Raw genomic sequence first — 24,913 nt, 5'->3', positions numbered from 1 at the left:
AGCAAATCTCAAGCATAATATATTCATGCTTAGCTCTGAATCTCGCTACCTCCATTATTTTTCCTCCTATATCCTCTTCCAAAGCTTTTCTGCAATATTGATTGATTCTCTACAAATCTTTTCTTCATCAATACTAACTATCTTCCTATCTTTCATAACAACTTTTCCATTAATTATAGTTGTATCAACAGATTTTCCTGAAATTCCGAACAATACGTGTCCAAAATAATTATTCTTATTCATAGGAGTAAATGGCTTATAATCTACAATGATTAGATCTGCATACGCTCCCTTCTTTAATACCCCTAGTGGTTTCTCAAAAAATCTTGAAGCAATTTTAATATTATTTTTTAATGCCATTTGTTTAGTTTCCATAAATCCACTATTATAGTCACCAAAATGGTATTTGTTAATAAGATTTTCTACCTTCATTGACTCAAAAATATCACTTGTATATCCATCTGTCCCAATTCCTAATACTATCTCTTTATCTAACATACTCTTAATAGCCGCGACCCCTACTCCATTAGCCATATTAGACTCTGGATTGTTAACAACCATAGTTTTTGTATCTTTCAATATATCTAATTCTTCATCATCTATATATAAACAATGAGCTGCAATAGTCTTTTCTCCTAATATACCAAAATCATCTAATCTTTTTACTATTCTCTTTTTATATAATTTCAAACTGTTTTCTAAGTCTTCTTTTCCTTCTGCAACATGAATGTGATACCCTGTATCAATACCTTCCATGGCCTTAACACATTTATTTAAAGTTCCATCACTTAATGTAAAAGCCGCGTGCATTCCAAACATGCCTTTAGTCATATCATCTTGTTTCTTTTCTGCATACTTTATAAAATCAATATTTTCTTTAATCGCAAGATCTAAAACCCTATTTCCATCTCTATCTGAAACTTCATAACAATAACATCCTCTAATTCCTAATTCATCTGCAACATTAGAAATCGTAGGTAAACTTCCACTTATACTCATAGGGCTTGAATTATGATCAAAAACTGTTGTAACTCCATTTTTAATACATTCAATAAATGCTGTATATGCACTATATCTTAAATCTTCTAATGTTAGCTTCTTATCAAGCTTCCACCAAACATTTTTCAATATATCAGTAAATGACTGTAGCTTCTCATTTTTAAAGTCTAGTCCCCTTGCAAATTCACTATATATATGATGGTGAGTATTTATCATACCTGGCATAATAATCTTACCCTCTGCATCTATATACTCATGTTCATTATCTTCATACTTACATTTAATTAATGATGTATCACCAACCTCTTTAATTGTATTCCCCTCAATAACAATACATCCATTTTCTATAATTCTTTCATTTTCATCATTTGTAATAACCCTTCCATTTCCAATTAAAATCATACCTATACCCACCTTCTTTACATACTCCACTTTATTTTTCAGTTATTTCCACATACTTATCATAACTTCTTTACGCTTCTATTAATCTGCTTTTACTTTTGTACTAAAATTAACAATTCTAGTTCCTGTTTTACCTAAAATTCCTTCTTTAGCCTTTTCCAATAAAGTAATTATTGAATATCTATCTTTTCTTGATTCTACAAATTCTATTGCAGCCTCTACTTTAGGCTTCATAGACCCAGGAGCAAAATACCCGCTCTTAAGAAATAACTTCATTTCATTAACATTTACTTCATTTAACCACTGCTCATCCTTTTTTCCAAAATTTATTGCAACCTTTTCTACCGCAGTTAGAATAACTAAACAATCAGCATTTATTTCTTTTGCTAAAACCGCACTTGCATAATCTTTATCAACTACAGCTCCAACCCCCTTTAAATGATTGCCTTTAGAAATTACAGGAATACCTCCACCTCCACAAGCTATTACAACTTGATTATTTTCTATTAGCGCTTTTATCGTTTCAATTTCTACTATTCGAATAGGTTTAGGTGATGCTATAACTCTTCTATATCCTCTACCACTATCTTCTATAACCTTCTTACCCTCTTTTACAATGCTATCTGCTTCCTTTTTAGTCATAAAGGCGCCTATTGGCTTAGTTGGATTTTCAAATGCTTTGTCTCTTTCATCAACTTCAACTTGGGTAATTATAGTTGCTACACCTTTATTTATATTTCTATTTAATAACTCTTCCCTTATTGCATTCTGTAAGTCATACCCTATATATCCTTGGCTCATTGCTACGCACACTGACATTGGACATATAGAATATTTCATATTTGTTTTATGAAATTCAGTCATTGCACTATTAATCATCCCAACTTGAGGACCATTTCCATGAGATATAATTACCTCATCCCCTTCTTCAATTAAGTCAACTATTGCTTTAGCTGTTGATTTTACTGCTATCATTTGCGCTTCTAATGTATCCCCTAATGCATTTCCACCTAGCGCAATAACTATCCTTTTTTTCATTATATTCACCACCTTTACTATCCATAAACTTATATCTATTTCGCTAATTGATATTTTCTATAGTAAAAGATATTTTTATTTCAAATATCTTTCTATTCCTCTTATCTCTAAATTTCTTAATGCTTCTTGTGGATTTTTCATCTTACTTAAGAAAATCATAGAAGCAATAATATAAGGCTTATAGCTTGCTTCTTTATATAATAAATTCCTATATCTATCAAATACTGAAGCTTCAACCTCACCACTTTCACAACTTACTCCACTAATATCAGCTGGTAAGCAATGAAGATAAATAGCTTTTCCATTCTTAGTAGTCTTCATTAATTCCTCAGTACATTGCCAATCCTTATGTTTTGCATTTTGAGATAACAATTCTTTTTCTAGCTCATTTATTCCATTACTATCACCTTTTCCATATAAATCTGTACGCTTTTCCATAGCTATATAAGGTGCCCAGCTTTTTGGATAGACTATATCTGCATCTTTAAATGCTTCCTTCATAGAATTAGTTTTTGTAAATGATCCACCTGAAGCTTTAGCATTTTTATAAGCTATTTCTTCAACACTATTCATTACTTCATATCCTTCTGGATGTGCTAATACTACATCCATCCCCAATCTAGTCATTAAACCAATTACCCCTTGTGGTACTGATAAAGGCTTACCATATGATGGTGAATATGCCCATGTCATAGCAACCTTTTTACCTTTTAAATTTTCTATTCCTCCAAATTCATTAATTAAATGAAGAGTATCTGCCATAACTTGTGTTGGATGGTCTATATCACATTGAAGATTAATTAAAGTTGGTATTTGCTCTAGGCACCCACTTTTATAACCCTCTCTAACTGCTTCTGATACAGTTCTCATATAAGTATTTCCTTTACCTATATACATATCATCACGAATTCCTATTACATCAGACATGAAAGAAATCATATTAGCAGTTTCTCTTACTGTTTCACCATGAGCAATTTGTGATTTTCCTTCATCTAAATCTTGTACTTTAAGTCCTAGTAAATTACAGGCAGAAGCAAAACTAAATCTTGTCCTAGTTGAGTTATCCCTAAAAAGCGAAACTCCCAATCCACTATCAAAAATCTTAGGAGATATATTATTTTCTCTTAATCTTTTTAAAGCCTCTGCAACTGTAAAAACAGCCTTTATTTCATCATCAGTTTTTTCCCATGTTAACAGAAAATCGTTATTATACATCTCTTTAAAATTTAATTCATTTAATTTATTAATAAATGTTTCCATCAATTCCATCCCTAATATCTCCTTATTATTTGTTATTACAATAAATAGTTGGTATTGCAGCATAAACTGCTGCACATTTAACTAAATCAGCTTTCCAAGTTTTTTCATTAGGAGCATGTGCTTCTTCTTCCTTTCCTGGCCCAAATCCAATACAAGGTATACCAAATCTACCCATTATAGATACTCCATTAGTTGAAAATGTCCATTTATCAATCTTTGGAGTTCCATACATTCCTTCAAAAGCCTTTACTACAGCTTTTGTTGCAGGTGCTTCTTCTGGAATTACCCATGTTGGGAAATAACAATCCGTTGGATAAACAACTTTTGTATAGCTTGGCCTCTTATACTTATACATTGTTACTTTAGCATTATATTTTTTTACAAATGGTAAATTTCTTACCTCTTCTAACGCCATTTCATAAGTTTCACCATCTGTTAATCGTCTATCTAATGAAATTGCACACATATCTGCCACTGCACATCTTGAAGGCGAACTAAAGAATATCTCTGAAACGGTTATTGTTCCTTTACCTAAAAATTCATCATAATGAAGATTATCATTTAACATTCTTACTTCTTGAAGTATATCCGACATTTTATAAATGGCATTATCTCCACGTTCAGGTGCTGAACCATGACATGATATTCCCTTTACCTCAACTCTTATTTCCATTCGTCCACGTTGCCCTCTATATATATTCCCATTTGTTGGTTCTGTAATTACTACAAATTCTGGTCTTACCTTATCCTCATTATAAATATACTGCCAGCATAACCCATCACAATCTTCTTCTTGAACTGTTCCTGTTACCAATACAGTATATTTATCACTTAAAAGCCCTAAGTCTTTCATAATTTTTGCTCCATAAGTTGCTGCTACAATTCCACCTAGTTGGTCAGAAGCTCCTCTTCCACCTATTTCTTCATCATTTTCATACCCTTTATAAGGATCAAATTTCCAATTACTCAATTCTCCTAATCCAACTGTATCAATATGGCCATCAAATCCTATCAATTTTTCTCCATTACCCATATATCCTAAAATATTGCCCATTCCATCAATTACGATCTTATCAAATCCTAACTTTTCCATTTCCTTATATATTCTTTTTATAACTTCTTCTTCCCCACAACTTTCCCCAGGTATAGCTATTAGGTCCCTTAAAAATCTACTCATATCCTTTTTATAGCCTTCAGCTTTTAATTTTATTTCTTTAAAATCCATAGTATCCTCCTTATATAATAAAGTAGTTACTAATTCCTTATGCTTAGATTGTCTTCAATATACATTCATTAACATTACGAAGTTTTATTTTTTATGTGAATCTTTTATTTTATGGAATTTTAAAACCTTAAAGTAAAGTTAAAATACTTATCAAAATTAGACATATGTTATATTAAATTTTAAAATTGTGTTTATTTTTAATAATATTTACTTATACTAATGTTAATATTTTAAATATCAAAGGAGTAATTTCTATGAGTAAAATGAAAAATATATCTGATTTAAAAGATGTTCAAATGAAATCCTGCACTAAATTTGCTAAAAATTCTAAAGAACCTAATGATGGATATTTTATAGAAAAAGACCCTAATGATAGCTTTAGTTCTGAAGGAACTGTAAGATATGGCGAAGAACAAGATGTTGATGATTTATAAATTTGTATAAAAAAATAAGGTATAAGAAAACTACATAATAGTTTTCTTATACCTTTTTAAACATTATTTCTTCTTTTTAAACATAAATACACCAGCTACTATAACAACCAATGCTAATATTACTACTATAGCTGCAGAATTATCACCAGTTTGTGGTAATGAATTTGAATTATCTACATTATTACTATTGTTTGCATCATTGTTACTTTCATTATTGCCATTGGTATTATTACTTGTATTATTGTCTCCACTATTTTCTGGAGTATTTTCCGGCTCTACAACTACTGAATCATTAATTACTTCTTGTACAGTTACTGTTATAGTCTTAGTTGTGCTCGCACCTTCACTATCTATAACTTTATATACTACCTTATATTCTCCAGCCTTTGTTGTATCCACTGTATTTTCTATAACTTTAATAGTTGATGTTATATCTCCATCTTCTTTATCAGTTGCAGTAATATTGTTCATAACTTCAAAGTTGTCTCCAACATTTATTGTTACATCTTCTGCTGATATCATTGGAGCACTATTTATTACTGTTAATTTTGGATTAACTGTTACTTTACATTCTACTTCAATATCACCACATTTTACAGTTATTACTGTAGTACCAACCCCTATAGCCTCTACATTTCCACTTTCATCCACTGTAGCGACATTATTATCTTTTGATTCAAATGTTACAGTCTTATCAGTAGCTTCTTCTGGTCCTACTGTAGATATAATTATTTTTTTATCCCCAACTGTTAACATCATTTCATTAACATCTATTATTAATGATGTAACAGGTACAAATTTGCCATAAAGATCATGTATATTAATACTTGATTCCTCTGATCTAAGATTCCAATTATCTTTAAATGCAGCTTCACCATTTACTGTTGCAGCACTTGATCCAAATGCCTTTTCTAATGTATACTTTGCAGCTTCATCAACAGATAATACTTTTCTAGTATCACTTAATTTTGCACCTGGTCCAAAACTTCCAAATTCACTAAAATCAGCTGTTGCTGCTAATGAATCTCCCATATCGTCCCATCCTTTTGTTGTTATATGATCTCCCATATAACAATTTACATAAGTAACTGCTGGAGTCATTGGTTGTGTTTGACTACTTGGTCTCCATGGTCTACCTAATGAAACAGTACTATCAGCTATATCATCAAGTCCTATTAATCTTGAATTCATTATTAAATATCCATAGTTATCTTTATCCCAAGTATCTGCTGCTGTTACATAACCATTGTTAGTAGTTGATTCTCTATTTACTGATGCAATATCACAATCATCAAACACAGCTTGTGCACGACCAAATATAAAATCAACATCACCTTCTATGTAACATTTATAATAATATTGTCTTGCTGGAACTGATGCACTTGCATCTGCTAGTAAGGTATCTTGATTTCCAATAAATCTAGTATTAATAAAAATACTTTCATCTGCTTGATTATTTAACGCAACTGCTTGCTCATTATTATTTCCTTGTTCTACAAATGAGTTTTCTATAGTTAAATTTTCAGCTGTAAAGCCTATAGCCTTTGATTTAACAGTTATAGATGCACTTCCACTTGTTCCATAATTTTTTCCTGTATTAGGATTTATAGTTCCATTAGCTGCATCATACGTTAATATAGTCTTTTCACTATCTTCACCAATTAAACTTATATAAGGTGATTGAATTGTTACCTTTTCTTCATAAGTTCCATTCTTAACTAATATAACTTTTCTTTCAGTATTTTTTGTACTTATTGAATTAATTGCTTCAGTAACTGTACTATAAGTCTGCTTATCATTTACTAATTCACCTGACTTACCATCATATTTACTATCTACAACTATATCATATCCATCATTAGTTAAATAAACTATATTATAGCTTTTTAAAGTTGTCTTACCATCATTAGTTGTTTGATATATTTGTATATCATTTCTACCTTGATTTAATTTAATTGATACTTCAAAAACCTCATTTGTAGCTTTTGCTTCTGAATCAATTAAAACTTTTCCATTTTGCTTTATCGTTATTGTTCCATCTTTATCTGTATATCCTGCTATGTTTACCTTTGAACTAAATACAGTATCATTTGGCTCTTCGGTCATAGTAAACTTTGCAGCATTTTCTTCATATTGAAGATTTAATGGATTACTATTGTTAGGTAATGCTCTTACAATTTGTGAATCATTACTTGTTCCCTCTTCATTTGCAGCAATTACCTTATAGAAGTAATTTGTAAAGTTTGTAACATTATTATCAACATAATTGTTTTCTATTTTGATTTCCAGAACCAGTTACAGTTAGTACTTTTGTATCTTTGTCAAAATTGACATTTCCATTATTAGCATTATTTTTTCCAATAGCTACATTAGTAAATCCTGTGGGTAAATAACTTAACATTTCTTCACTATATACATTTATGCTTGGCACAATAAATGTAACCATAAACATACACGTAACAATAAAGCTTAAGCTTTTACTTTTTAGAAATTTTTTCATTTTTATTTCCCATTCTTCTTTCGTTTTTGTTTATATTTTTGCAAATATAAAAACCGGCTATTATCTAAAAATTTAGATTATAGCCGGTTGCACTAATAACTCAATACATTCCAAGTGCCCATATACAGAATATACATCATAGCTTCTATTTTTTATCTTACTTAAAACATAATACTATACAAAAATTACTTAGTCCACAACCCCCATCCAGTGAATCAATGGTTGTTTATCCATAATTTGTATTATAAATTACATCTAAGGCTATTTAGAATTGTATTAAAAATAATCTACGTATATTAATTTTCACATTATCATATTATTCATATACTTTTTATTATATTAATATTTTCAATTAATTCGAAATACTTAACTACATAACTTTAAAATCCCCCTTATAACATACATAACTATAAGAGCTTCACTTTTTATTTCACTACTAAATAATCAAACTATAAACTTATTAAAAGGCTAATACTTTATAATCTTCAAATAATTTAAATCCTTCTAACAAATTCTTAGTAACTATTATTTCATCTTTATCTGTAATCATTACTCCACTAATATTATGCTTCTTCATAAACTCATAAGCCTTATTTTTACCCATAATAAATAAAGGAGTTGATAACGAATCTCCATCTATTGATTTATCACTTACTATCGTAATTGATTTTAAATCTGATTTTATAGGATAACCAGTTTTAGGATTTAATATATGACAATATAATTCTCCATTATAACTAAATGCCCTTTCATATCCACCAGATGTAACTATTGACTTGTCTTTTGCTTCAATTGAGCATATAATTTTTTCACTATGTTTTTTTGGCTCATATATACCTATACTCCAAAAACTATTTTCATCCTTTTGCCCTAATACTTTTATATTACCACCTATATTTATTATGGCCGAATCAATATTATTTTCTTTATAAAAATCAATTATTTTATCGGCAATATATCCTTTAGCTATTCCTCCTAAATCTATTTTTTGATTTTTTCTTAATAACATTACTGTTGAATTATTTTTATTTAAAATAACATCTTCATAATCAACTAAATCAATTAATTCATCAATCTTTTCTTTGCTTAGGATTGTAGGATTATCACTATTTATTGCCCATGCTTTAACTAAAGGTGCAATAGTTATATCAAATATACCATTGGTTAATTTAGAATAATAAATTGATTTTTTTAATATTTCAAAAGTATCATTAGAAATTTTTATAAAGCCGTTTGATGCATTTTCATTAATACTACTTACTTCACTACTCTCATAAAAAAAACTTAATTTTTCTTCAAATTGCCTCATTAATTTAGTAGCCTTTTCAGCTATTTCTTCTATCTCTTTCGTTTTAATATCATTATTGTCATAACATATTTTTTGATATACTCGTGTATTAAATATAAAATCTTCTTTCTCTACAAAATATTTCATATAACTATTACTCTCCTTAATATTTTATATATAAACTATCATTTTATAAATTAATGTTAGTATTAGTTTTTCTAAAAGACTGAAAATTACTTAATGCAAAATTTATAGCATTTATTATTTATCTTATAAATCAATTTTAATATGTAAAATAATTATGCCACATAGTAAAGTAAGAGGTAATAGTTAATAAGTAAAAGTTTACCATTTAAACTCTTACCTCTTATCTCTTACCTCTTACTTAAATTAAGCTTTACTTAATGCATCATTTACTGCATTTATTATTCCTTTACTAGTATATGATGCTCCTGAAACTACATCAACACTAGTACTTTGACTTGATATTATTTTACCCGGAATTTCTTCTATTGCTCTGTCACAAATTCCTTGCGTATCATTATGACTAATAACAGTAATACCTGTTATTACGTCATTAGATATTTGTACACTAACTTGTAGCGTTCCTGCAAATCCTGTTGCTGACCCTGAATAAGTACCATCCTTATATTTAGATGTACTTTCCACACTATCATTAGTCGTTGAACTTGACCCTCCACCATTATTGCTTACTTCATCTTTCACTTCTTCAACTATAGCATTTCCTGCTTGTGAATTACTTGTACTATTGTTCGTTGTAGTACTTTGTGAAGTTGCTGTATTAGAATTGTTTGTAGCATTACTTGTAGTACTGTTATCAGTATTATTGTTTGATTATGAACTTTCACTAATAGCTATATTTACTTCCTCTTCATTGTTATCTTCTTCAATTATATTTTCAATACTTTCTTCAGTATTTTCTATTTCTTCAGCAAGCTCTTCTGTTTCGTTATTCTCAATTTCTTCAATATCTTTTTTTATATCCTCTGCTTTATCCTCATTAGGCTTATTGAATAAAAAACTTGCTCCTATTGAAGTTACTATAACACCGCAAGCAGTAGCAGCTAATATTTTATTTTTTTTACTTTTCATATTATACATTCCTTTACTCTAATTATAATTTTAATGGTACAAATACCGTTTCTTCTTCCATTTCATTAATGAAACCACCAATTTTATAAACATCATTAAGTAAATTCATATTTATAACCTCATTTGCCTTACCACTTGCTATTGCTTGTCCTGACTTCATAACTATAACATTATCACTATATTTTATAGCTTGATTAATATCATGTAATACCATAACAACAGTTAAGTTACTTTCTTCATTTAACTCTTTAACAAGTTCTAGTATTTCAACTTGATGATAAATATCCAAATATGTTGTAGGCTCATCTAAAAATAAAATTTCACTTTTTTGCGCTAATGCCATTGCTATAAAAGCTCTTTGTCTTTCTCCACCCGACATACTCATAACAGCTTTGTCTTTTAAACTTTGTAAGCCTGTTCTTTTTATTGCCCATTCTATTATTTCATCATCACTTTCGTTATTTCCTTGGAAATACTTTTTATGAGGTATTCTGCCATAAGACACCAATTCTTTAACCGTAATATCACTAGGAACTGTATTTTGCTGATGAACTGTGGCGATTTCTTTTGCCAAATCTTTTTGCTTTAATGACTTTATAGAATTACCTTTAATGCTTACGTCTCCAGAAGTAGGCTTATTTAATCCTGCAAATATACTTAACAAGGTAGATTTACCACTACCATTAGGACCTAATATAGTTGTTATTTTTCCTTTTTCTATTTCAACATTTAACTTAGTAATAAAACTCTTATCTTTATCATAAGAGAAGTATAAATCCTTTGCTTTTATCATTATTTTAAGTCACTCCTTCTTAAAAGATATAAGAAAAATGGTGCTCCAAATATAGCTGTTACTACTCCAACCGGTATTTCATTAGGCCTCATGGCCATTCTTCCAACAGTATCAGCAAATAAGACTAAGAATCCTCCCACTATTCCGCTACATGGGATTAAATATTTATGGTCTGATCCTATAATTATTCTACAAACATGAGGAACAACTAATCCAACGAAAGATATAACCCCTGCAATTGCTGTTGATATACTTGCTAAGAATACTGCTACAGCAGTAACTATTATCATATATAAATCTGAATTAAATCCTAAACTTCTCGCATTCTTACTTCCAAGCGCTAATATATTACATATCTTACTTAATAATAATGCTGTAATTATTCCTATAACTGAATAAACTAATAATATCTTTACATTACTCCAATTAACTGTAGCCAGGCTTCCCATCATCCATTTTTGAATATTGCTCGCTCCAAGTCCTGCACTAACAGTAATCATTGATGAAAGTCCACTTAATAATACATTACAAGCTGCACCTGCAAGTACAATTCTTATTGGTGATAACCCATTTTTATATGCCATAAAATAAATAATCACACAACATACTAATCCTCCAAAGAATCCAAATATAGGTCTTAAGTTAGTTACACTTGGTATAAATACCATAAAGAAAACTGTAACTACACATGCTCCTGAAGATATACCTGTTATATATGGATCTGCTAGTGGATTCCTTATTACCGATTGTAATAAAACCCCTGCTATTGCTAAATTAGCTCCAACCAATACAGCTATTATTACTCTTGGCATTCTTAAATCTTTGATAATTCCTATATTTCCATCTGATTGCCCTGAAAATAATCCACTTATAAGTTCTTTAAATGTTATGTTAACACTACCCAATTTTAATGAAACTAATATTGTTGCTAATAATACTAATAAGGATATTATTATAAATGATATTTTAAACTTTTTATCTGAAACTCTCATAATTATTCTCCAATACCATGAACTATATCACTTAACATATCTAATCCTTCAATTACTTTAAGATTTGCGCTCATTCCAAAATATTCACTATCTAAGTAAACTACATTTCCTTCTTTTACAGCATCTATATTTTGCCATGCAGAATCAGTTGCCATTTCAGCTTCTAATGCTGCTTTTGTTTCTTCTGGAAGTGCATGTACCATAACTAAAATCTTATCTGGATTAAGCATTGCTAAATCTTCTTTATTATAAGTAGTAAATGATGTACTATTATCTTCAATAATATTTTTTCCTCCAACAAGTTCGACTAAGCTTCCAATGTAAGATTTAGATGTTGCAATCATAGTTGAACCTGGTGCTGCAAATAAAACTAAAACATCTGTATCTTCTAATGATGCCGCCTTTTCTTGAACTTCTAATTCTTTTGCTTGTATTTCATTTATCAAAGCTGTTGCTTCATCATCCTTATCAAATCTTTCACCTAAACTAATAATTGCTTCTTTTAATCCATCTAAGCTTTCTAATGAAACAAACTCACTTGGAATGTTATTTTCTATAAACAAATTCATATAATCAGAACCTAAAGTATCTACTGATACTACTACTGTTGGATTTAATGATTTAATTATCTCTAAATCTGGACTCATTGGATTTCCAATTTCAACAGCTCCCTCAGTACTTTCAGGCAATTCATAAGATGTACTTGGAACCCCTGAAACCTTAACACCTAATGCATCTAATATTTCTGTTACTGCAACAGATGTTGCTACTACTACCTCTTCACCAGTACCTACTGCTACACTTTTATTTTCACTATTATCAGAACTACAGCTCATAAAACTTAAAGTCATAACCCCTGCAGCTATCATAGATATAATTCTTTTATATTTCATATCCTATAACCTTCCTATAAATATTTGATTTGAATAACTCATTATTTCTTTTTAGCTTTTACAATTACTACTGCTCCAATTGCAACTACCACAGCTACACCAGCTATAATTAAAATAACATTATTGCTGCTTTTTTCATTATCAGCTACTACTGCTAAATTTTCTTCTTCTATTTCAACTTCTTCACTTTCATCTTCTGGTACTATTTCCTCAACTTCATCTTCAATTGCTTGTACTAAAGTTAAAGTTTCCATCTTAGGTATAACCTTAAACTCAACATCTCTTTCCATTGGACCAACGTAAATAATAGCTGCCATATCTGCATCTACTTTATCAACTTCAACATTTAATTTAACAGTTCCCTCTTCACTATTTTCTTCTAATATTTCAACTGGAACTTCTTCTCCATTAACCTTCATTCTATAGTTCTCCATATAATCACTTCCTGAAAAACCTATAGTATAAATTACATGTTCTTTTGTTACCTCTACACTCATTGATGGTAAAAGATAAGTTCTTGACATAGCCATACCAGTTTCTGATTCATGATAAACATCATTTTCAATTTCATATATACCACTTGCAATGTCAGTTTCAGTTGCATATACACGTTTACTTCCTATAGTTACGAAAATTCCTAAAGCCATTACAGCCATTATAATCCCTTTAAATTTATTTAATATTTTCATTTTTCTATTCTCCTTAATCATTAAACCTAAATTAGGAGGCAAATAAATAGTGTTACTATTTTATTTACCCCCTCATATCATATACCTACTAAAATTAATTTAGATTACTTTCTTTTCTTTACTAAAACAGTTCCTGCAGATGTTAAAATTAAACCTAAACCTGCAACAGCTCCTGCTCCAATTGGCGCTCCTGTTTGTGGTAATGTATCTACTGTATATTCCTTAATGAATGTTAAAGTATCTTGTAATAATGTAACACCAAACTCAACTTCTTTATCCATTGGAACTACATAAGTTTTAACTGTTATACTATCACTTAAGCTTGAAACTGCAAATCTAATATTAGTAGTGTCTCCACTTGTATTTTTAGTTATAGTTGCCTTTTTACCATTAACATAAATCACATGATTTTGCATAAACTCTGCTCCAGTGAATGTTAAAGTAACATAGTACTTACCATCTATTTCTTCAACTTTTGAAGTAGAGTTTAAGTATTTTCTAGCCATTGATCTTCCAGTTTCACTTTCATGAGTTACACTGTTTTGAATAGAGTATAATTTACCCTTAGTTACTTTTACTTCATCTTGAGTAGTTGTTGTATTTCCGCTTGTACCATTATTTGTACCATTATTAGTTGTTGAACCACCTGTTGTTCCTCCAGTAGTTCCTGAATTATCAGTTGTCCCATTTGTAACTAATGTTAATGTATCTTCTAATACGTTAACTCCAAATTCTACATTACTTCCCATCATAGAAACATAAGCTGATACTTTTATTGAATCTTCTAGACTTCCAACTTGGAATCTTAAACTAACAATTTCACCATTCATTGTTTTAGTTGCATCTACCTTATTTCCATTAACATATATTGTATGATTATTCATCATTGTTGATCCCATAGGAGTAAATGTTAATGTAACATATTTCTTTCCATTTACATCTTCAACTTTTAATGTTTCTTCTAATGCCTTTTTAGCCATGCTTAATCCAGTTTCACTTTCATGAGTAACTTCAAGTTTTCCTGTATAAACCTTTGTACCTTGCTCTTCAGTTGTTCCATTGTTTGAACCACCGTTGTTTGATCCATCATTCCCAGTATCATTTCCAGTGTTCCCTTCACCATTTTCAGGCTTATCTGTGCTTCCACCGTTATTTTCTGAATCACTTCCTGAATTATTATCATCAACTTTTACTAACGAATTCACATCATTTACTAAATCTATTGATTGTATTTCAGTCATTAAGTTTGGAACATATATATCCATTTCAACTTCAACTTTTGCATCTATTGATGGAACTTCAAACGATACTGATTTATCTTCATTTACAGTAGAAGCAGTTGCAACACCATTAACTTTTACATTAGTATTTCTTATAGATGTTAATCCAAGACCTTTGTATCTTAATGTCATAGTAATTTTCCCATCTTTTACAGTAACATCTGTCTTTTCTTCTATAAATTGTCTAGCCATACTTTGTTGTGATGTACCAAGTTTATTAACAGCATTATTTAATGTATAATTTCCATCTTCTAAAACCTTTGATTCTTCTCCCCCAATGTTTCCATTGTCTTCTGAACCATCATTTCCTACATTATCTCCACTATTATCTGGAGTTTCTATGTTCTCTCCACCATTTACTGAATCATCAACTGTTGGAATTGATGTTATATCATTTACTAAGTAGAAGTTTGTTGTGTGAACCCAAGTTCCCATTGCATATGTTAATTCAATATTAATTTTTGAATCTACTGATGGAACTACAAATGTAAATGATCCATCATCATTTTTAATTAATTCTACTGCTTCATCATTTACAGTACCACCATGTACTTCTTGTACAACATTTAAGCCTTGTTCATTAAATTTCATAGTTACTGTAATTTTATCACCATCAACCTTTATAACTGATTCTCTGTCCATAAACTTATTCATAGTACTTTCGCCAGAACCATCTATTTTCATTGCAGTATTTGGTACTACATAAGTTCCATTTTCAACTTTTGATGCTGTAACTGCTATTGTATCATCTACCACCGTAGCCCCAACAGCTTGTACATTCGCTCCTAATACAGTAGTTGCTACCATTACTGCAGCTAATAATTGACTTATTTTCTTCTTTAACATAAATCTTATCCCCCTAAATTTATTTCAAAATTCATTTATCTTCATTGACATATCATAAATTATATCTCATAATAAATGATATTGATTCTCATTTGCTTATAAAATAATATCATATATTTTACTAAAATGTTTCAACAATATTTATATATTTTTTAACAATATTTTTATATTTTATAAAATAAAAAGAATTTTTATGGGGAGGATATTAATCTCAATGATTTCAAATATATTAACTAGTTTCTTTAATTGCCTTTCTGTTCCTATCTTAGTTTTAAATCATAAATTTGAAACTGTTTTTACTTATAATCATGATTCAGATATTAATAATTCATTATATATATCAAAAGCTATAGAAAAACTAAAAAATATCGATTGTTCTTCTAATACATTTTCATTAAATATTACTAGTGATATTGCCTTTACTTGCATTACATTTAATCATTATGACAATAATAAAATGCATCTATTACTAGGTCCATATACTATTAATGAGGATGCTAATTATTCTGATGCTATTAATACACTTACAGAAGAATGGTTAAATAACATAATAAAATTGCATTCTTATATAATAGATAATCACATTTGTATTGATAAAACCTCTACAAATAATTCTCCATGTGTAAATCATGCTATTAAATATATTGAAAAAAATTATACTACCGAAATTTCAATATATGATATTTGTAGTGAATTAAATATTAATAAATGTTACTTTTGTAGTGTTTTTAAGAAAGAAACCGGCTCTACATTTATAAATTATTTAAATAATTATAAAATTGAAAAAAGCAAGGAATTACTAAAAAATCCTAATATCTCCTTGCTTGATGTTTCATTATCTGTTGGTTATAATAATCAAAGTTATTTTAGTACAGTGTTTAAAAAAATTACTTCAAAAACTCCGTTAGAATTCAGAGATGAATATTTAAAAAATAAAAAATAAAAAATAAAAAAAATTAACTACCTCCTAATTTACTGTATAGGAAGTAGTTAATTTTTTAGTTTTTACTTTTATTTCAAATCTATTATTTCCTTAATTTTAATCCCCATAAAATTATCTATGTTTTCATCTTTATAATACCAGTATACAAATCCAAAAGTTAAACAAATGATAATTGTAACCATTAATCCACCTTCCGGTCCAAAAGCACCACCATTTATTATATTATCACTAACATTTTTAATTTTATATAATCCTTGAACATCATTTCCACTTACTCCAAATCCCCAAATATATCCTTGAAAATAATTCCAAGTTATATGATATCCTATTGGCATCCAGATATTTTTAGATTTCATAAACATATAAGCAAACAATAAACCAACTAAAAACAAATTAATAAATGCCAAAACACTAATTCCATTATTAGCTAAATGCAACATTGCAAATATCAATGCAGGACCCACTAATACAACCCACTTACTCCTTGTTTGCTTTAATACACTCATTATATATCCTCTAGATAATATCTCCTCACCAAAACCTACAAAAACAAATGAAATTAACCCATAAATTAATGATAAACTTATATTGGGTTTGTTTATCGGATTTACAAATTCAACATTACCGAAACATATAATTCCTACTGCAACTATACTAATAGTGATAGCACCAACCCCTAAACCTACTAAAAATTCATTCCTACCTCTTTTAATAGATGTTACTCCCATTTCTCTTATTTTCTTTTTATCAAGCCATTTCCACACTATAATACATGAAATTATACTAACACAATTACTTAATACTACAGAAACTAAGAATATTAATTCACTATTTATTATAGAATCTATATTTCCTGTTAATAAATATTCTGTATTACCTGTAACACTTCCTATTATCGCCAAAACAATACCTAGAATTATCGATACAATAAAAGATAACCCATATGTTAATAGAAATACCAATAATATCTTCCAACCACTTCTTATCTCATTACTCTTATTCTTAAATAGCATATTAATTCCCCCTTTTTTATAATTATATAAAAATATTGCCTTATTATAAGTATTATCCTCTAAGCATTTCAATTTCTTTTCTTATATCATTTAAATTATTAAAACTTTTATAGCAGTTTCTTATTATTTCATTGTCAGGTTCTTTTAAATCAACAACATGAATCCCTGCCATTCCTGCATTAAATGCCGCTTTGATACCCGCACTAGAATCTTCAATTACGATACATTCATTAGGATTAACATTTAGCTTTTTTGCTGCTTTTAAAAATATATCAGGATTAGGTTTAGTTTCTTTTACATCATCTCTCGATACAATAACATCAAAAAACTTTTCTATATCAGCATATCTTAATTGTTTTAATGCTCTTTCCTTTGATGCCGAAGTTGCTAATGCAATCTTATAATTATTATTCTTTAAATAAGATAAAATTTCATAAGCACCTTGTTTTAAAGGAATTCCTTTATCTACGGCTTTTTCTAAATCTTCATCCTTTTCCCTATACATTTTATCTATTGGAAGTTCATTTCCATAATTATTTAGAAACACTTTTTTTACATTTTCCCTTCCTGTTCCTAAGACCTCAGCATAAACCTCCTTTTGTAGCTTATATCCATATTTCTCAAAGACTTTTGACCAAATCTCTAAATATACTAATTCAGTATCAAATATAACTCCATCCATATCAAATATTATAGACTTAATATTATTAATATCTATTTTCATCTAATTTTCCTCCATAAAAATCATATCTTAATACTTTGATTTTATAACTCTATTAATTATACCACAAATTAACATAATTAAATTTTCATATATTCTAATAAAAAAGAACCCACTCCTATCTTATATCTTGGAGCAGGTTCATATTTTATAATTTTGTTTACTAACTATATATATATATATCAGAAAATTCAATTTCTGTTTTTTGCTTTAATTTATTTGCTTTTAATTCAATAAATTCATCACTTTCTTTATCAAGCTCAAACCTTGGCAATTCTATAATGAATTTTGTTCCTTTATTTATTTCAGAAGTAACTTTAATTACTCCTTTATGAAGTTCTACAAATGATTTTGCAATAGTTAATCCAATTCCACAGCCTTCATTATTTCTTGTAAGACTATTATCAACTTGTACAAATTTATCAAACATCCTTTCTTTATCTTCAGAATTTATTCCGATTCCATTATCCTCAATAACAACTCTTAATAAATCTTCAGTAAATTCCAAATTTACTGTTATGACCCCACCCTCATTAGAAAATTTAATTGCGTTAGATAATAAATTTAAAATAGTTCTTTCAATTTTATTAGCATCCACTCTCATTATTACATCTTCTTCATTTGTATCAAATATTACACTTAATTTTTTATGTTCCGCATATGGTAAAATAGAATTTACCAAAGATTCTATGAAATTTACAATATTAATATGAACTAGATTTAATTTTATGTCTCCTAATTCAACTTTTCCAACATCTATAACATTATTTATTAACCTTACTAATCTAAAACAATTACTTTTTATTATAGCTAACTTATTCAAATCAGTTGTTTTATTTATTTCTAATAGCTTAATTGCAGATAATATTACATTAACAGGAGTCCTTACTTCGTGACTTATATTAGCAATAAAATGAGATTTTATTTTATTACCCTCTTCAGCTTCTTTCATAGCCTTCACTATCTTTTTTTCATACTTTCTTTTAGACAGTATATATTTAATTAAGATAAATACAATAAATATTAAAAAAACAATAAATTCAATAACTATTGATATTTCAAATTTATATTGCTCAATAATATCACTTGGATCATTTATTACTACTGAATCTTTAGGCAAGTTTTTTTTACTAATATTATATTTCCTTAACACATCATAATCAAATACATAACTATTTGCATTATCATTATCTATGAATATACTTAAAGGCTCTTCTCCCTGCAATAACTTTAAAACTATTCTTCCTGCCATTTCACCTTGCTTATAATGGTCAACTACTTTTCCTCCAATACTGCCTGTACCGATACCATACTCTAAAATATTATAAATTGGTACATCATTTGCGTATTCAGTAATTACTTTATTTACCTCTAAATAGCTTAAAGTTTTTCCATCTTTAAATTTACCAGGATACAATGAGATTATCGCAGTATTATCTTTAAACTCTGATAATATATCCTTAAATTCTTCTTGTGAAATATCTTTAGTAGTAATTACACTGAAGTCAAAATTTGAATATTCTTTTACTATATCAGGATAAAATTTATCACCTGCATCATTAACGAATACTATATTCTTCACATTAGGATGATTGCATTTTATTAATTCCAAGTTTTCCGAAATAGATTCCATCTCTCTAACCCCTGAAACCATATCATACTCAAACGCCTTTTCTAATAAATCCAATTTTTCCACACCTAAAAATGAAATTGGAATTCCCTTAAACAAATCATCCCTATATTTTAAAGCAAATTCTAAAGCTTCATCATCACCTGTAATAATAGCATCAAACCTATCATAATTTTCAATAGTATACTTAATTATATTATAAAAATTCTCTATACTTTTTTCACTTCTTATTAATTCTGAATCTAGATACTCAACTCTTAAGTTGACATTATTATTTAAGCCATCTTTTATCCCTGCTATTTGATCATCAAATGAAATAAAATTAAAATCATAAGAACTAATAAATAATATATTTAGCTTCTTATTAGTTGCACTTACATAATAAGTCTTAGATTCCATAGTTGTTAATACTACTATAAATAAAATTATTACGGCATAAATTACTTTTTCAATTTTCCCCATCTTTTTCCCCACATTCTTTAATATGTATCTAATACAATTATACTACCACTTATTCCTTTTTTGTACATATTATTTATACAACTTTTTAATTGTTTTTAATTTATTTAAATAATTTTTTCTTTTATTACTAAATATCTTCTTCCTTTATTTCAAGATTATTTTCTCTTAAGTATATATTTTATATATTCAAGCATTATTTCGCTCCTTATATTCTTCTTCATCTGCCAAAAATTCTCTTAATCTATTAGTAAATTTTATTAATGATTTTTTTCTCTCTAAATTCTCTATATTATTCAATTATTATACTTTTTACAATTTTATTTTTTACAACTTTTCACATTTTCTCGTATTCTTTACATATTATTTATTGAACATCCAAAAATAATGTAAAAATATTTGTCTTTATTTATTTTTACATTATTTTCTATTTATTATAGAATATGTATATAGTATTTTTTATATTTTTCACCAATTTTTCTTATCTATAATCTACATAATAATTTAAAAATTTGATGAATAGGAGGATAATTTATAGTTATGAGTTGTTGGACAGTATTAGGTATAACCCCTACTAAAAATATTGATAAAATTAAAGAGGCTTATTCTAACTTAAGTAATTCTAAAAATTGTAATAATCACAATATTGATTTTAAAACTTTAAAATCAGCATATAATAAAGCTTTATCTTTAGCCAAAGTATCAATCAGTGATTTAAATTTATCTTTATTAGGAAGTTCTAATTATGATATTTTATCAGCAGTAATCAACTCATCTATGGATAGTAAATCTATTGATACCATTGAAAAGTTTATTATTAAAGTTGATGAAATTTATACAAATCCTTTGCTCAGATTCAAACTTGAGCCTTGGATTAATTTATTGACTTCCGCGATTTTGGAAACTTCATCTTCTATTGATTCTTTAAATATAGAACTTATTAAATATTTAAATTCACATAAATATTTACCTAATAAAGTATATCAATTATTAAATTCTAAATTTAAATGGACAAGTAATAAGATTAAATTGAAAACAAAGCTTTCATCAAAATTAGTGGATTCTCTAATTAATTGCATAGAAAATCCACTTCCATTAACATATAACTATTTAGATGGCATAAATTCTGAAAAACTAGATGAATATCTTGAACTTAGAGAAAAAGCATATTTATCATTACAAAATAATAATTTAGATCCTGAAAAAAAATGTCTATTTGCTGCTTATTCAATATATACAAAAGATTTAGATTTAGTAAAAATTATAGGAACTTACTATTTAAATAGAAATGATAATCTTATGGCATTAAACTATTTTAGAGAAGCTATTAACATTAACAGTAATGATTTATACAGCCTTTCAAAATTCGGTCACTTACTAACCATAAACAATCAATATTCAAGTGCAATTTCTTATTTAGAGCGCTATATCAAGCTTCTTAGAAATTCTATTGATATTGAAGCAATTATAGATTTGGCTCATGCTTATCACTATTCTTATGAATTACAAAAAGCCAAAGACTTGTATGATTTATTACTTATTTTACGCCCTTGGGATCTATCAATAAGATTTGAATTAGAGAGTATTAAAAATAAAATTTCTGCTGATGATAGTTCAGATAATTTGACTATTCCAGTATATAAAAAGTACATTAATTCTTATATAGATCCTTTTAATTATAAGCTTAAAGAAATATATAAAAATTTTTCACTTAGGGTAAATGAGGAAAGTTGGAAAGAGTTATTATCTTTGCCTATTGCGTCAAACGAAGCGTTATTTTATTTATTCGAGCAACAAACTATAAAATTTATAACTACTAATAAAAATATTCCTAAAAACATTTATGATTTCTTAAATAATTACTTTAGGTGGACCTCAAGGCATAACGAATTATTGTCTATTTACCCATCTCTAAGGATTGATGTATTATTTAACAAACTATATTTTAATGAATCATTAAGCTACGATTCATTAAAAAATATTAAATCTGATAATTTAGAAGAATATATTGAGTTACGCTCCTTAGCTTACGACTCAGTTTGTTCTGATTCTAAAAATGCTGAAAAATATTTAAATGCTGCTTTAAATTTATTTAACGGTGATTTTGAGTTATACAAAATATATGGTCAATATTGTTTAAATAATAACTTATATGATGAAGCAATCAAATACTACAAGCTTGCTCTTTCATTTAAAGAAGATGATTATTATTCTATATGTAGTTTAGCCTTATTATTAACTAAAATTGAAAATTATAAAGAAGCACTTATTTATTTAAATAAAAGTGTAAATACTCCAGCTGGTAGTTTATTATTAGATAATGAAGACTTCTTAACTAAATATGCAATAAGCTTTTACTATACTGGTAATTTAATTAACGCAAAAAAATATTTTAAAAAATTAGGCAAACTTAATTCAAATTTAAAATTTGTTAATATATATTTAAAAAATATTAATGATAGGTTGTCAGGCAAGAAAAGATCTATTATTCCTATAAGTGTCATTGAAAATCCTGAAAGTTACTCCTTATCATTAAGTAGTAAAACCAAGGATAAACTAGTAAATTTTATTACTAAATTTAAACATGGTTTCGTAAGCTAATAAAATTAGATTTATTTAAATAATTAATGCAGCTACTTTTTAATATCTAAGATAGCTGCATTTTATTATTTTATAATCTCTTAATTTGTTATTTTAATAACACTAGCCTTTTTAAATTATCCGTTATTTTAGTTTATAGGAATTATTACTTTATTTTCAAAAATATTTTCATCATTATTCATATAAATAACTCCATTATATTTATTTACAGTACTTATTACTCTATGTATTCCTAATCCGTGAATATTTCCTTCTTTTGTTGTTATGTAATTTTCATTGATTTTTTTTATCTTTCCATCAAAAGTATTTTTAATTTTAAAAACAATGGCTTTGTTTTAAAATAGTGTTGAAATTAGCATAACATAATAGGATGTCCATTTGGACATCCTATTTGAATCGCAATAATTTAAAATTGTTCGCTAAATCAACTCTACAAATTGGAAGTTATTCCATTTTCCATGCTCCGCCTTTGCTCTCGTAATAGTTTTGCAATGCATGGACTACTTCTGGAATAGTTTTTAAGGAATTAATATCTATTTCCTCATAAACTGTTTCGTCACCCTCAATTTCTAATATTTTACCGTCATCCCTCATTTTTATGTAAAACACCTCAGTTTCACTGCCTAATTCGCAAGTTATAGTAGATTCCATTGTAATACTTTGAGAAGTCGTTGGGAACAGTATGAAGCCGATTAACGCAACAACGATTAATACAAACACAAATATACATTTCTTATCTACTTTCTTAAATAGCACCACGAACATAATGAGAAGAAATATAATACCCAAAATGCTGTTTGCTAAATTTGTCTGCGAATAGTAGAACTTCATGCAGTTGTTAATCGTATCAACTAACATCCCCGCAACAGGAAGTGCATACAACACACTACCCCAAACTGTCTTTTTGTTCCAATAGAACAAGACATAAGCTACAAGTCCGCAAAAAACAGCTATACCAATCCAGTGGAATAGATGGTTCCATTGGAGAAACTTATCAACTGTTACATTTGGGGTGAAAAAATCAATGATACCTTGTAACAAATAATAACTGATACACATACTGGATAAATATGAGAAGGTATTTATCATTGCATTTTTATTTGAAGAACTAAAGTAAATCACAAATGTTGTTGAGAATATCCAAAAGCCAAAAGAGCTTGCAATAGAACTCCAACCCCATAAATCATCATTAGGATAAAAATTCAATAATTCAGTAATCAGACCAATAATTGCACCAAAACATATTACCTCTATATATGATTTTTTCGCATACTTAGATTTCATGTCTTTCCTCCTTTCAAATTAAATACAATTGTTCATCAATCATTATATTTATTGTACACTAAAAATAGTAAAATTAAAACAAATTTTACCTTTATACATATATTGGTCTTCTAATCTTAAAATCCTTTATTAAAGATACAGAATGTGTTGAATTAGCATGAATAAAGAACTTTTTAGGTTTATTCCTTTCCATTTCTGTTTTAAATAATTGGGTCCATTTATACCAAAATAGGTAGTTTGTTAGGAACTTGGTTGAAACACCATTAAACTTTCTTATCCATCTTTTTAAGCTACTATGAAAAGTATTGACTCTTTGAATATTATAAATATCCACAGTTTTTCTCCCGCCCCTAATTTGATGTAATTCAAAATTATGTTGAGCCGCAAATGGGATATAACTCCTATGTTTATCAGTACATAAAATAGAATTTTCTTCAACAACCTCTGATAAAGCCCTATTTATATCAGTATAGTTAGGTCTGCCATCACATATTAAACCAGTATATATAT

Annotated in this window: 23 protein-coding genes and 1 riboswitch; of the genes, 3 read left to right on the top strand and 20 right to left on the bottom strand. The window is 28.0% G+C overall.

All coding sequences use genetic code 11. The features are described 5' to 3' along the window. Positions 1–66 precede the first annotated feature (66 nt). The 4 genes from ssnA to ABUA17_RS13545 form a co-directional block, all read right to left on the bottom strand. Positions 67–1,401 carry a putative aminohydrolase SsnA gene (ssnA, locus tag ABUA17_RS13560; protein ID WP_042400427.1) on the bottom strand — a complete coding sequence of 445 codons (1,335 nt, stop codon included), beginning with the start codon at positions 1,399–1,401 and terminating at the stop codon, positions 67–69. An 81-nt stretch (positions 1,402–1,482) separates the two neighbouring features. After that, entirely contained in the window at positions 1,483–2,439 is a 957-nt protein-coding gene (arcC, locus tag ABUA17_RS13555) for a carbamate kinase (protein WP_042400429.1), read from the bottom strand. Positions 2,440–2,514: 75 nt separating this feature from the next. Further along, a complete protein-coding gene (ygeW, locus tag ABUA17_RS13550) occupies positions 2,515–3,708 on the bottom strand; it encodes a knotted carbamoyltransferase YgeW (protein ID WP_055292030.1) in 1,194 nt (397 codons plus the stop codon). Positions 3,709–3,724: 16 nt separating this feature from the next. Continuing rightward, positions 3,725–4,924 (bottom strand): YgeY family selenium metabolism-linked hydrolase, encoded by a 1,200-nt coding sequence (locus ABUA17_RS13545; protein ID WP_042400437.1) that lies wholly within the window; start codon positions 4,922–4,924, stop codon positions 3,725–3,727. Between the two features lie 254 nt (positions 4,925–5,178). Here ABUA17_RS13545 and ABUA17_RS13540 point away from each other — a divergent pair, with 254 nt between their 5' ends. Then, positions 5,179–5,358, top strand: a complete 180-nt coding sequence (locus tag ABUA17_RS13540; RefSeq protein ID WP_042400440.1) for a hypothetical protein — start codon at positions 5,179–5,181, stop codon at positions 5,356–5,358. 63 nt (positions 5,359–5,421) lie between these two features. On the opposite strand, the gene ABUA17_RS13535 is transcribed toward ABUA17_RS13540, so the two are convergent. The 10 genes from ABUA17_RS13535 to ABUA17_RS13490 all read right to left on the bottom strand — a co-directional run bounded on the left by ABUA17_RS13535 (position 5,422) and on the right by ABUA17_RS13490 (position 15,752). Further along, positions 5,422–7,464 (bottom strand): pectinesterase family protein, encoded by a 2,043-nt coding sequence (locus ABUA17_RS13535; RefSeq protein ID WP_055292032.1) that lies wholly within the window; start codon positions 7,462–7,464, stop codon positions 5,422–5,424. Between the two features lie 151 nt (positions 7,465–7,615). Beyond that, positions 7,616–7,858 carry a hypothetical protein gene (locus ABUA17_RS13530; protein WP_042400443.1) on the bottom strand — a complete coding sequence of 81 codons (243 nt, stop codon included), beginning with the start codon at positions 7,856–7,858 and terminating at the stop codon, positions 7,616–7,618. A 72-nt stretch (positions 7,859–7,930) separates the two neighbouring features. Continuing rightward, positions 7,931–8,014: riboswitch (cyclic di-GMP riboswitch) on the bottom strand. Between the two features lie 304 nt (positions 8,015–8,318). After that, complete coding sequence (locus ABUA17_RS13525; RefSeq protein ID WP_055277316.1) at positions 8,319–9,293, bottom strand: FAD:protein FMN transferase; 975 nt, start codon at positions 9,291–9,293, stop codon at positions 8,319–8,321. Between the two features lie 243 nt (positions 9,294–9,536). Then, positions 9,537–9,872 carry an FMN-binding protein gene (locus ABUA17_RS13520; protein WP_349818074.1) on the bottom strand — a complete coding sequence of 112 codons (336 nt, stop codon included), beginning with the start codon at positions 9,870–9,872 and terminating at the stop codon, positions 9,537–9,539. 129 nt (positions 9,873–10,001) lie between these two features. Continuing rightward, a complete protein-coding gene (locus ABUA17_RS13515) occupies positions 10,002–10,259 on the bottom strand; it encodes a hypothetical protein (protein WP_349818075.1) in 258 nt (85 codons plus the stop codon). Positions 10,260–10,281: 22 nt separating this feature from the next. Next, positions 10,282–11,052, bottom strand: a complete 771-nt coding sequence (locus tag ABUA17_RS13510) for an ABC transporter ATP-binding protein (protein ID WP_055277319.1) — start codon at positions 11,050–11,052, stop codon at positions 10,282–10,284. Continuing rightward, positions 11,052–12,044 (bottom strand): FecCD family ABC transporter permease, encoded by a 993-nt coding sequence (locus tag ABUA17_RS13505; protein ID WP_349818076.1) that lies wholly within the window; start codon positions 12,042–12,044, stop codon positions 11,052–11,054. Before ABUA17_RS13505 ends, ABUA17_RS13510 begins: the two co-directional genes overlap by 1 nt. A gap of 2 nt (positions 12,045–12,046) precedes the next feature. Further along, entirely contained in the window at positions 12,047–12,937 is an 891-nt protein-coding gene (isdE, locus tag ABUA17_RS13500; RefSeq protein WP_042400456.1) for a heme ABC transporter substrate-binding protein IsdE, read from the bottom strand. A gap of 41 nt (positions 12,938–12,978) precedes the next feature. After that, positions 12,979–13,626 carry an NEAT domain-containing protein gene (locus ABUA17_RS13495; RefSeq protein ID WP_042400459.1) on the bottom strand — a complete coding sequence of 216 codons (648 nt, stop codon included), beginning with the start codon at positions 13,624–13,626 and terminating at the stop codon, positions 12,979–12,981. A gap of 104 nt (positions 13,627–13,730) precedes the next feature. Beyond that, positions 13,731–15,752 (bottom strand): NEAT domain-containing protein, encoded by a 2,022-nt coding sequence (locus ABUA17_RS13490; protein ID WP_055292036.1) that lies wholly within the window; start codon positions 15,750–15,752, stop codon positions 13,731–13,733. A gap of 214 nt (positions 15,753–15,966) precedes the next feature. Between ABUA17_RS13490 and ABUA17_RS13485 the strand changes: the two genes are divergently transcribed. Further along, complete coding sequence (locus ABUA17_RS13485) at positions 15,967–16,695, top strand: helix-turn-helix domain-containing protein (protein WP_349818077.1); 729 nt, start codon at positions 15,967–15,969, stop codon at positions 16,693–16,695. Positions 16,696–16,763: 68 nt separating this feature from the next. Here ABUA17_RS13485 and ABUA17_RS13480 read toward each other — a convergent pair whose 3' ends face one another. The 3 genes from ABUA17_RS13480 to ABUA17_RS13470 form a co-directional block, all read right to left on the bottom strand. Continuing rightward, a complete protein-coding gene (locus tag ABUA17_RS13480; protein ID WP_042400466.1) occupies positions 16,764–17,708 on the bottom strand; it encodes a CPBP family intramembrane glutamic endopeptidase in 945 nt (314 codons plus the stop codon). Between the two features lie 52 nt (positions 17,709–17,760). Beyond that, positions 17,761–18,432 carry an HAD family hydrolase gene (locus ABUA17_RS13475; RefSeq protein ID WP_042400469.1) on the bottom strand — a complete coding sequence of 224 codons (672 nt, stop codon included), beginning with the start codon at positions 18,430–18,432 and terminating at the stop codon, positions 17,761–17,763. Between the two features lie 160 nt (positions 18,433–18,592). Then, complete coding sequence (locus ABUA17_RS13470) at positions 18,593–20,521, bottom strand: sensor histidine kinase (RefSeq protein WP_195951627.1); 1,929 nt, start codon at positions 20,519–20,521, stop codon at positions 18,593–18,595. Positions 20,522–21,058: 537 nt separating this feature from the next. Here ABUA17_RS13470 and ABUA17_RS13465 point away from each other — a divergent pair. Further along, a complete protein-coding gene (locus tag ABUA17_RS13465; RefSeq protein WP_055292040.1) occupies positions 21,059–23,119 on the top strand; it encodes a tetratricopeptide repeat protein in 2,061 nt (686 codons plus the stop codon). 128 nt (positions 23,120–23,247) lie between these two features. On the opposite strand, the gene ABUA17_RS13460 is transcribed toward ABUA17_RS13465, so the two are convergent. The 3 genes from ABUA17_RS13460 to ABUA17_RS13450 all read right to left on the bottom strand — a co-directional run. After that, entirely contained in the window at positions 23,248–23,445 is a 198-nt protein-coding gene (locus ABUA17_RS13460) for a GHKL domain-containing protein (RefSeq protein WP_349818078.1), read from the bottom strand. Positions 23,446–23,563: 118 nt separating this feature from the next. Then, a complete protein-coding gene (locus ABUA17_RS13455; RefSeq protein WP_055278026.1) occupies positions 23,564–24,403 on the bottom strand; it encodes a DUF6518 family protein in 840 nt (279 codons plus the stop codon). Between the two features lie 91 nt (positions 24,404–24,494). Then, positions 24,495–24,913 (bottom strand): IS1595 family transposase (locus ABUA17_RS13450; RefSeq protein WP_349824099.1); only part of this gene is annotated, 419 nt, incomplete at its 5' end.

This window comes from Clostridium sp. RTP31139st1_H3_RTP31139_211217 (genome assembly GCF_040227035.1).
GTDB lineage: Bacteria > Bacillota > Clostridia > Clostridiales > Clostridiaceae > Clostridium > Clostridium saudiense.
The sequence above is the reverse complement of the archived record's forward strand: the minus strand, read 5'-3'. Positions and strand labels throughout refer to the sequence as shown.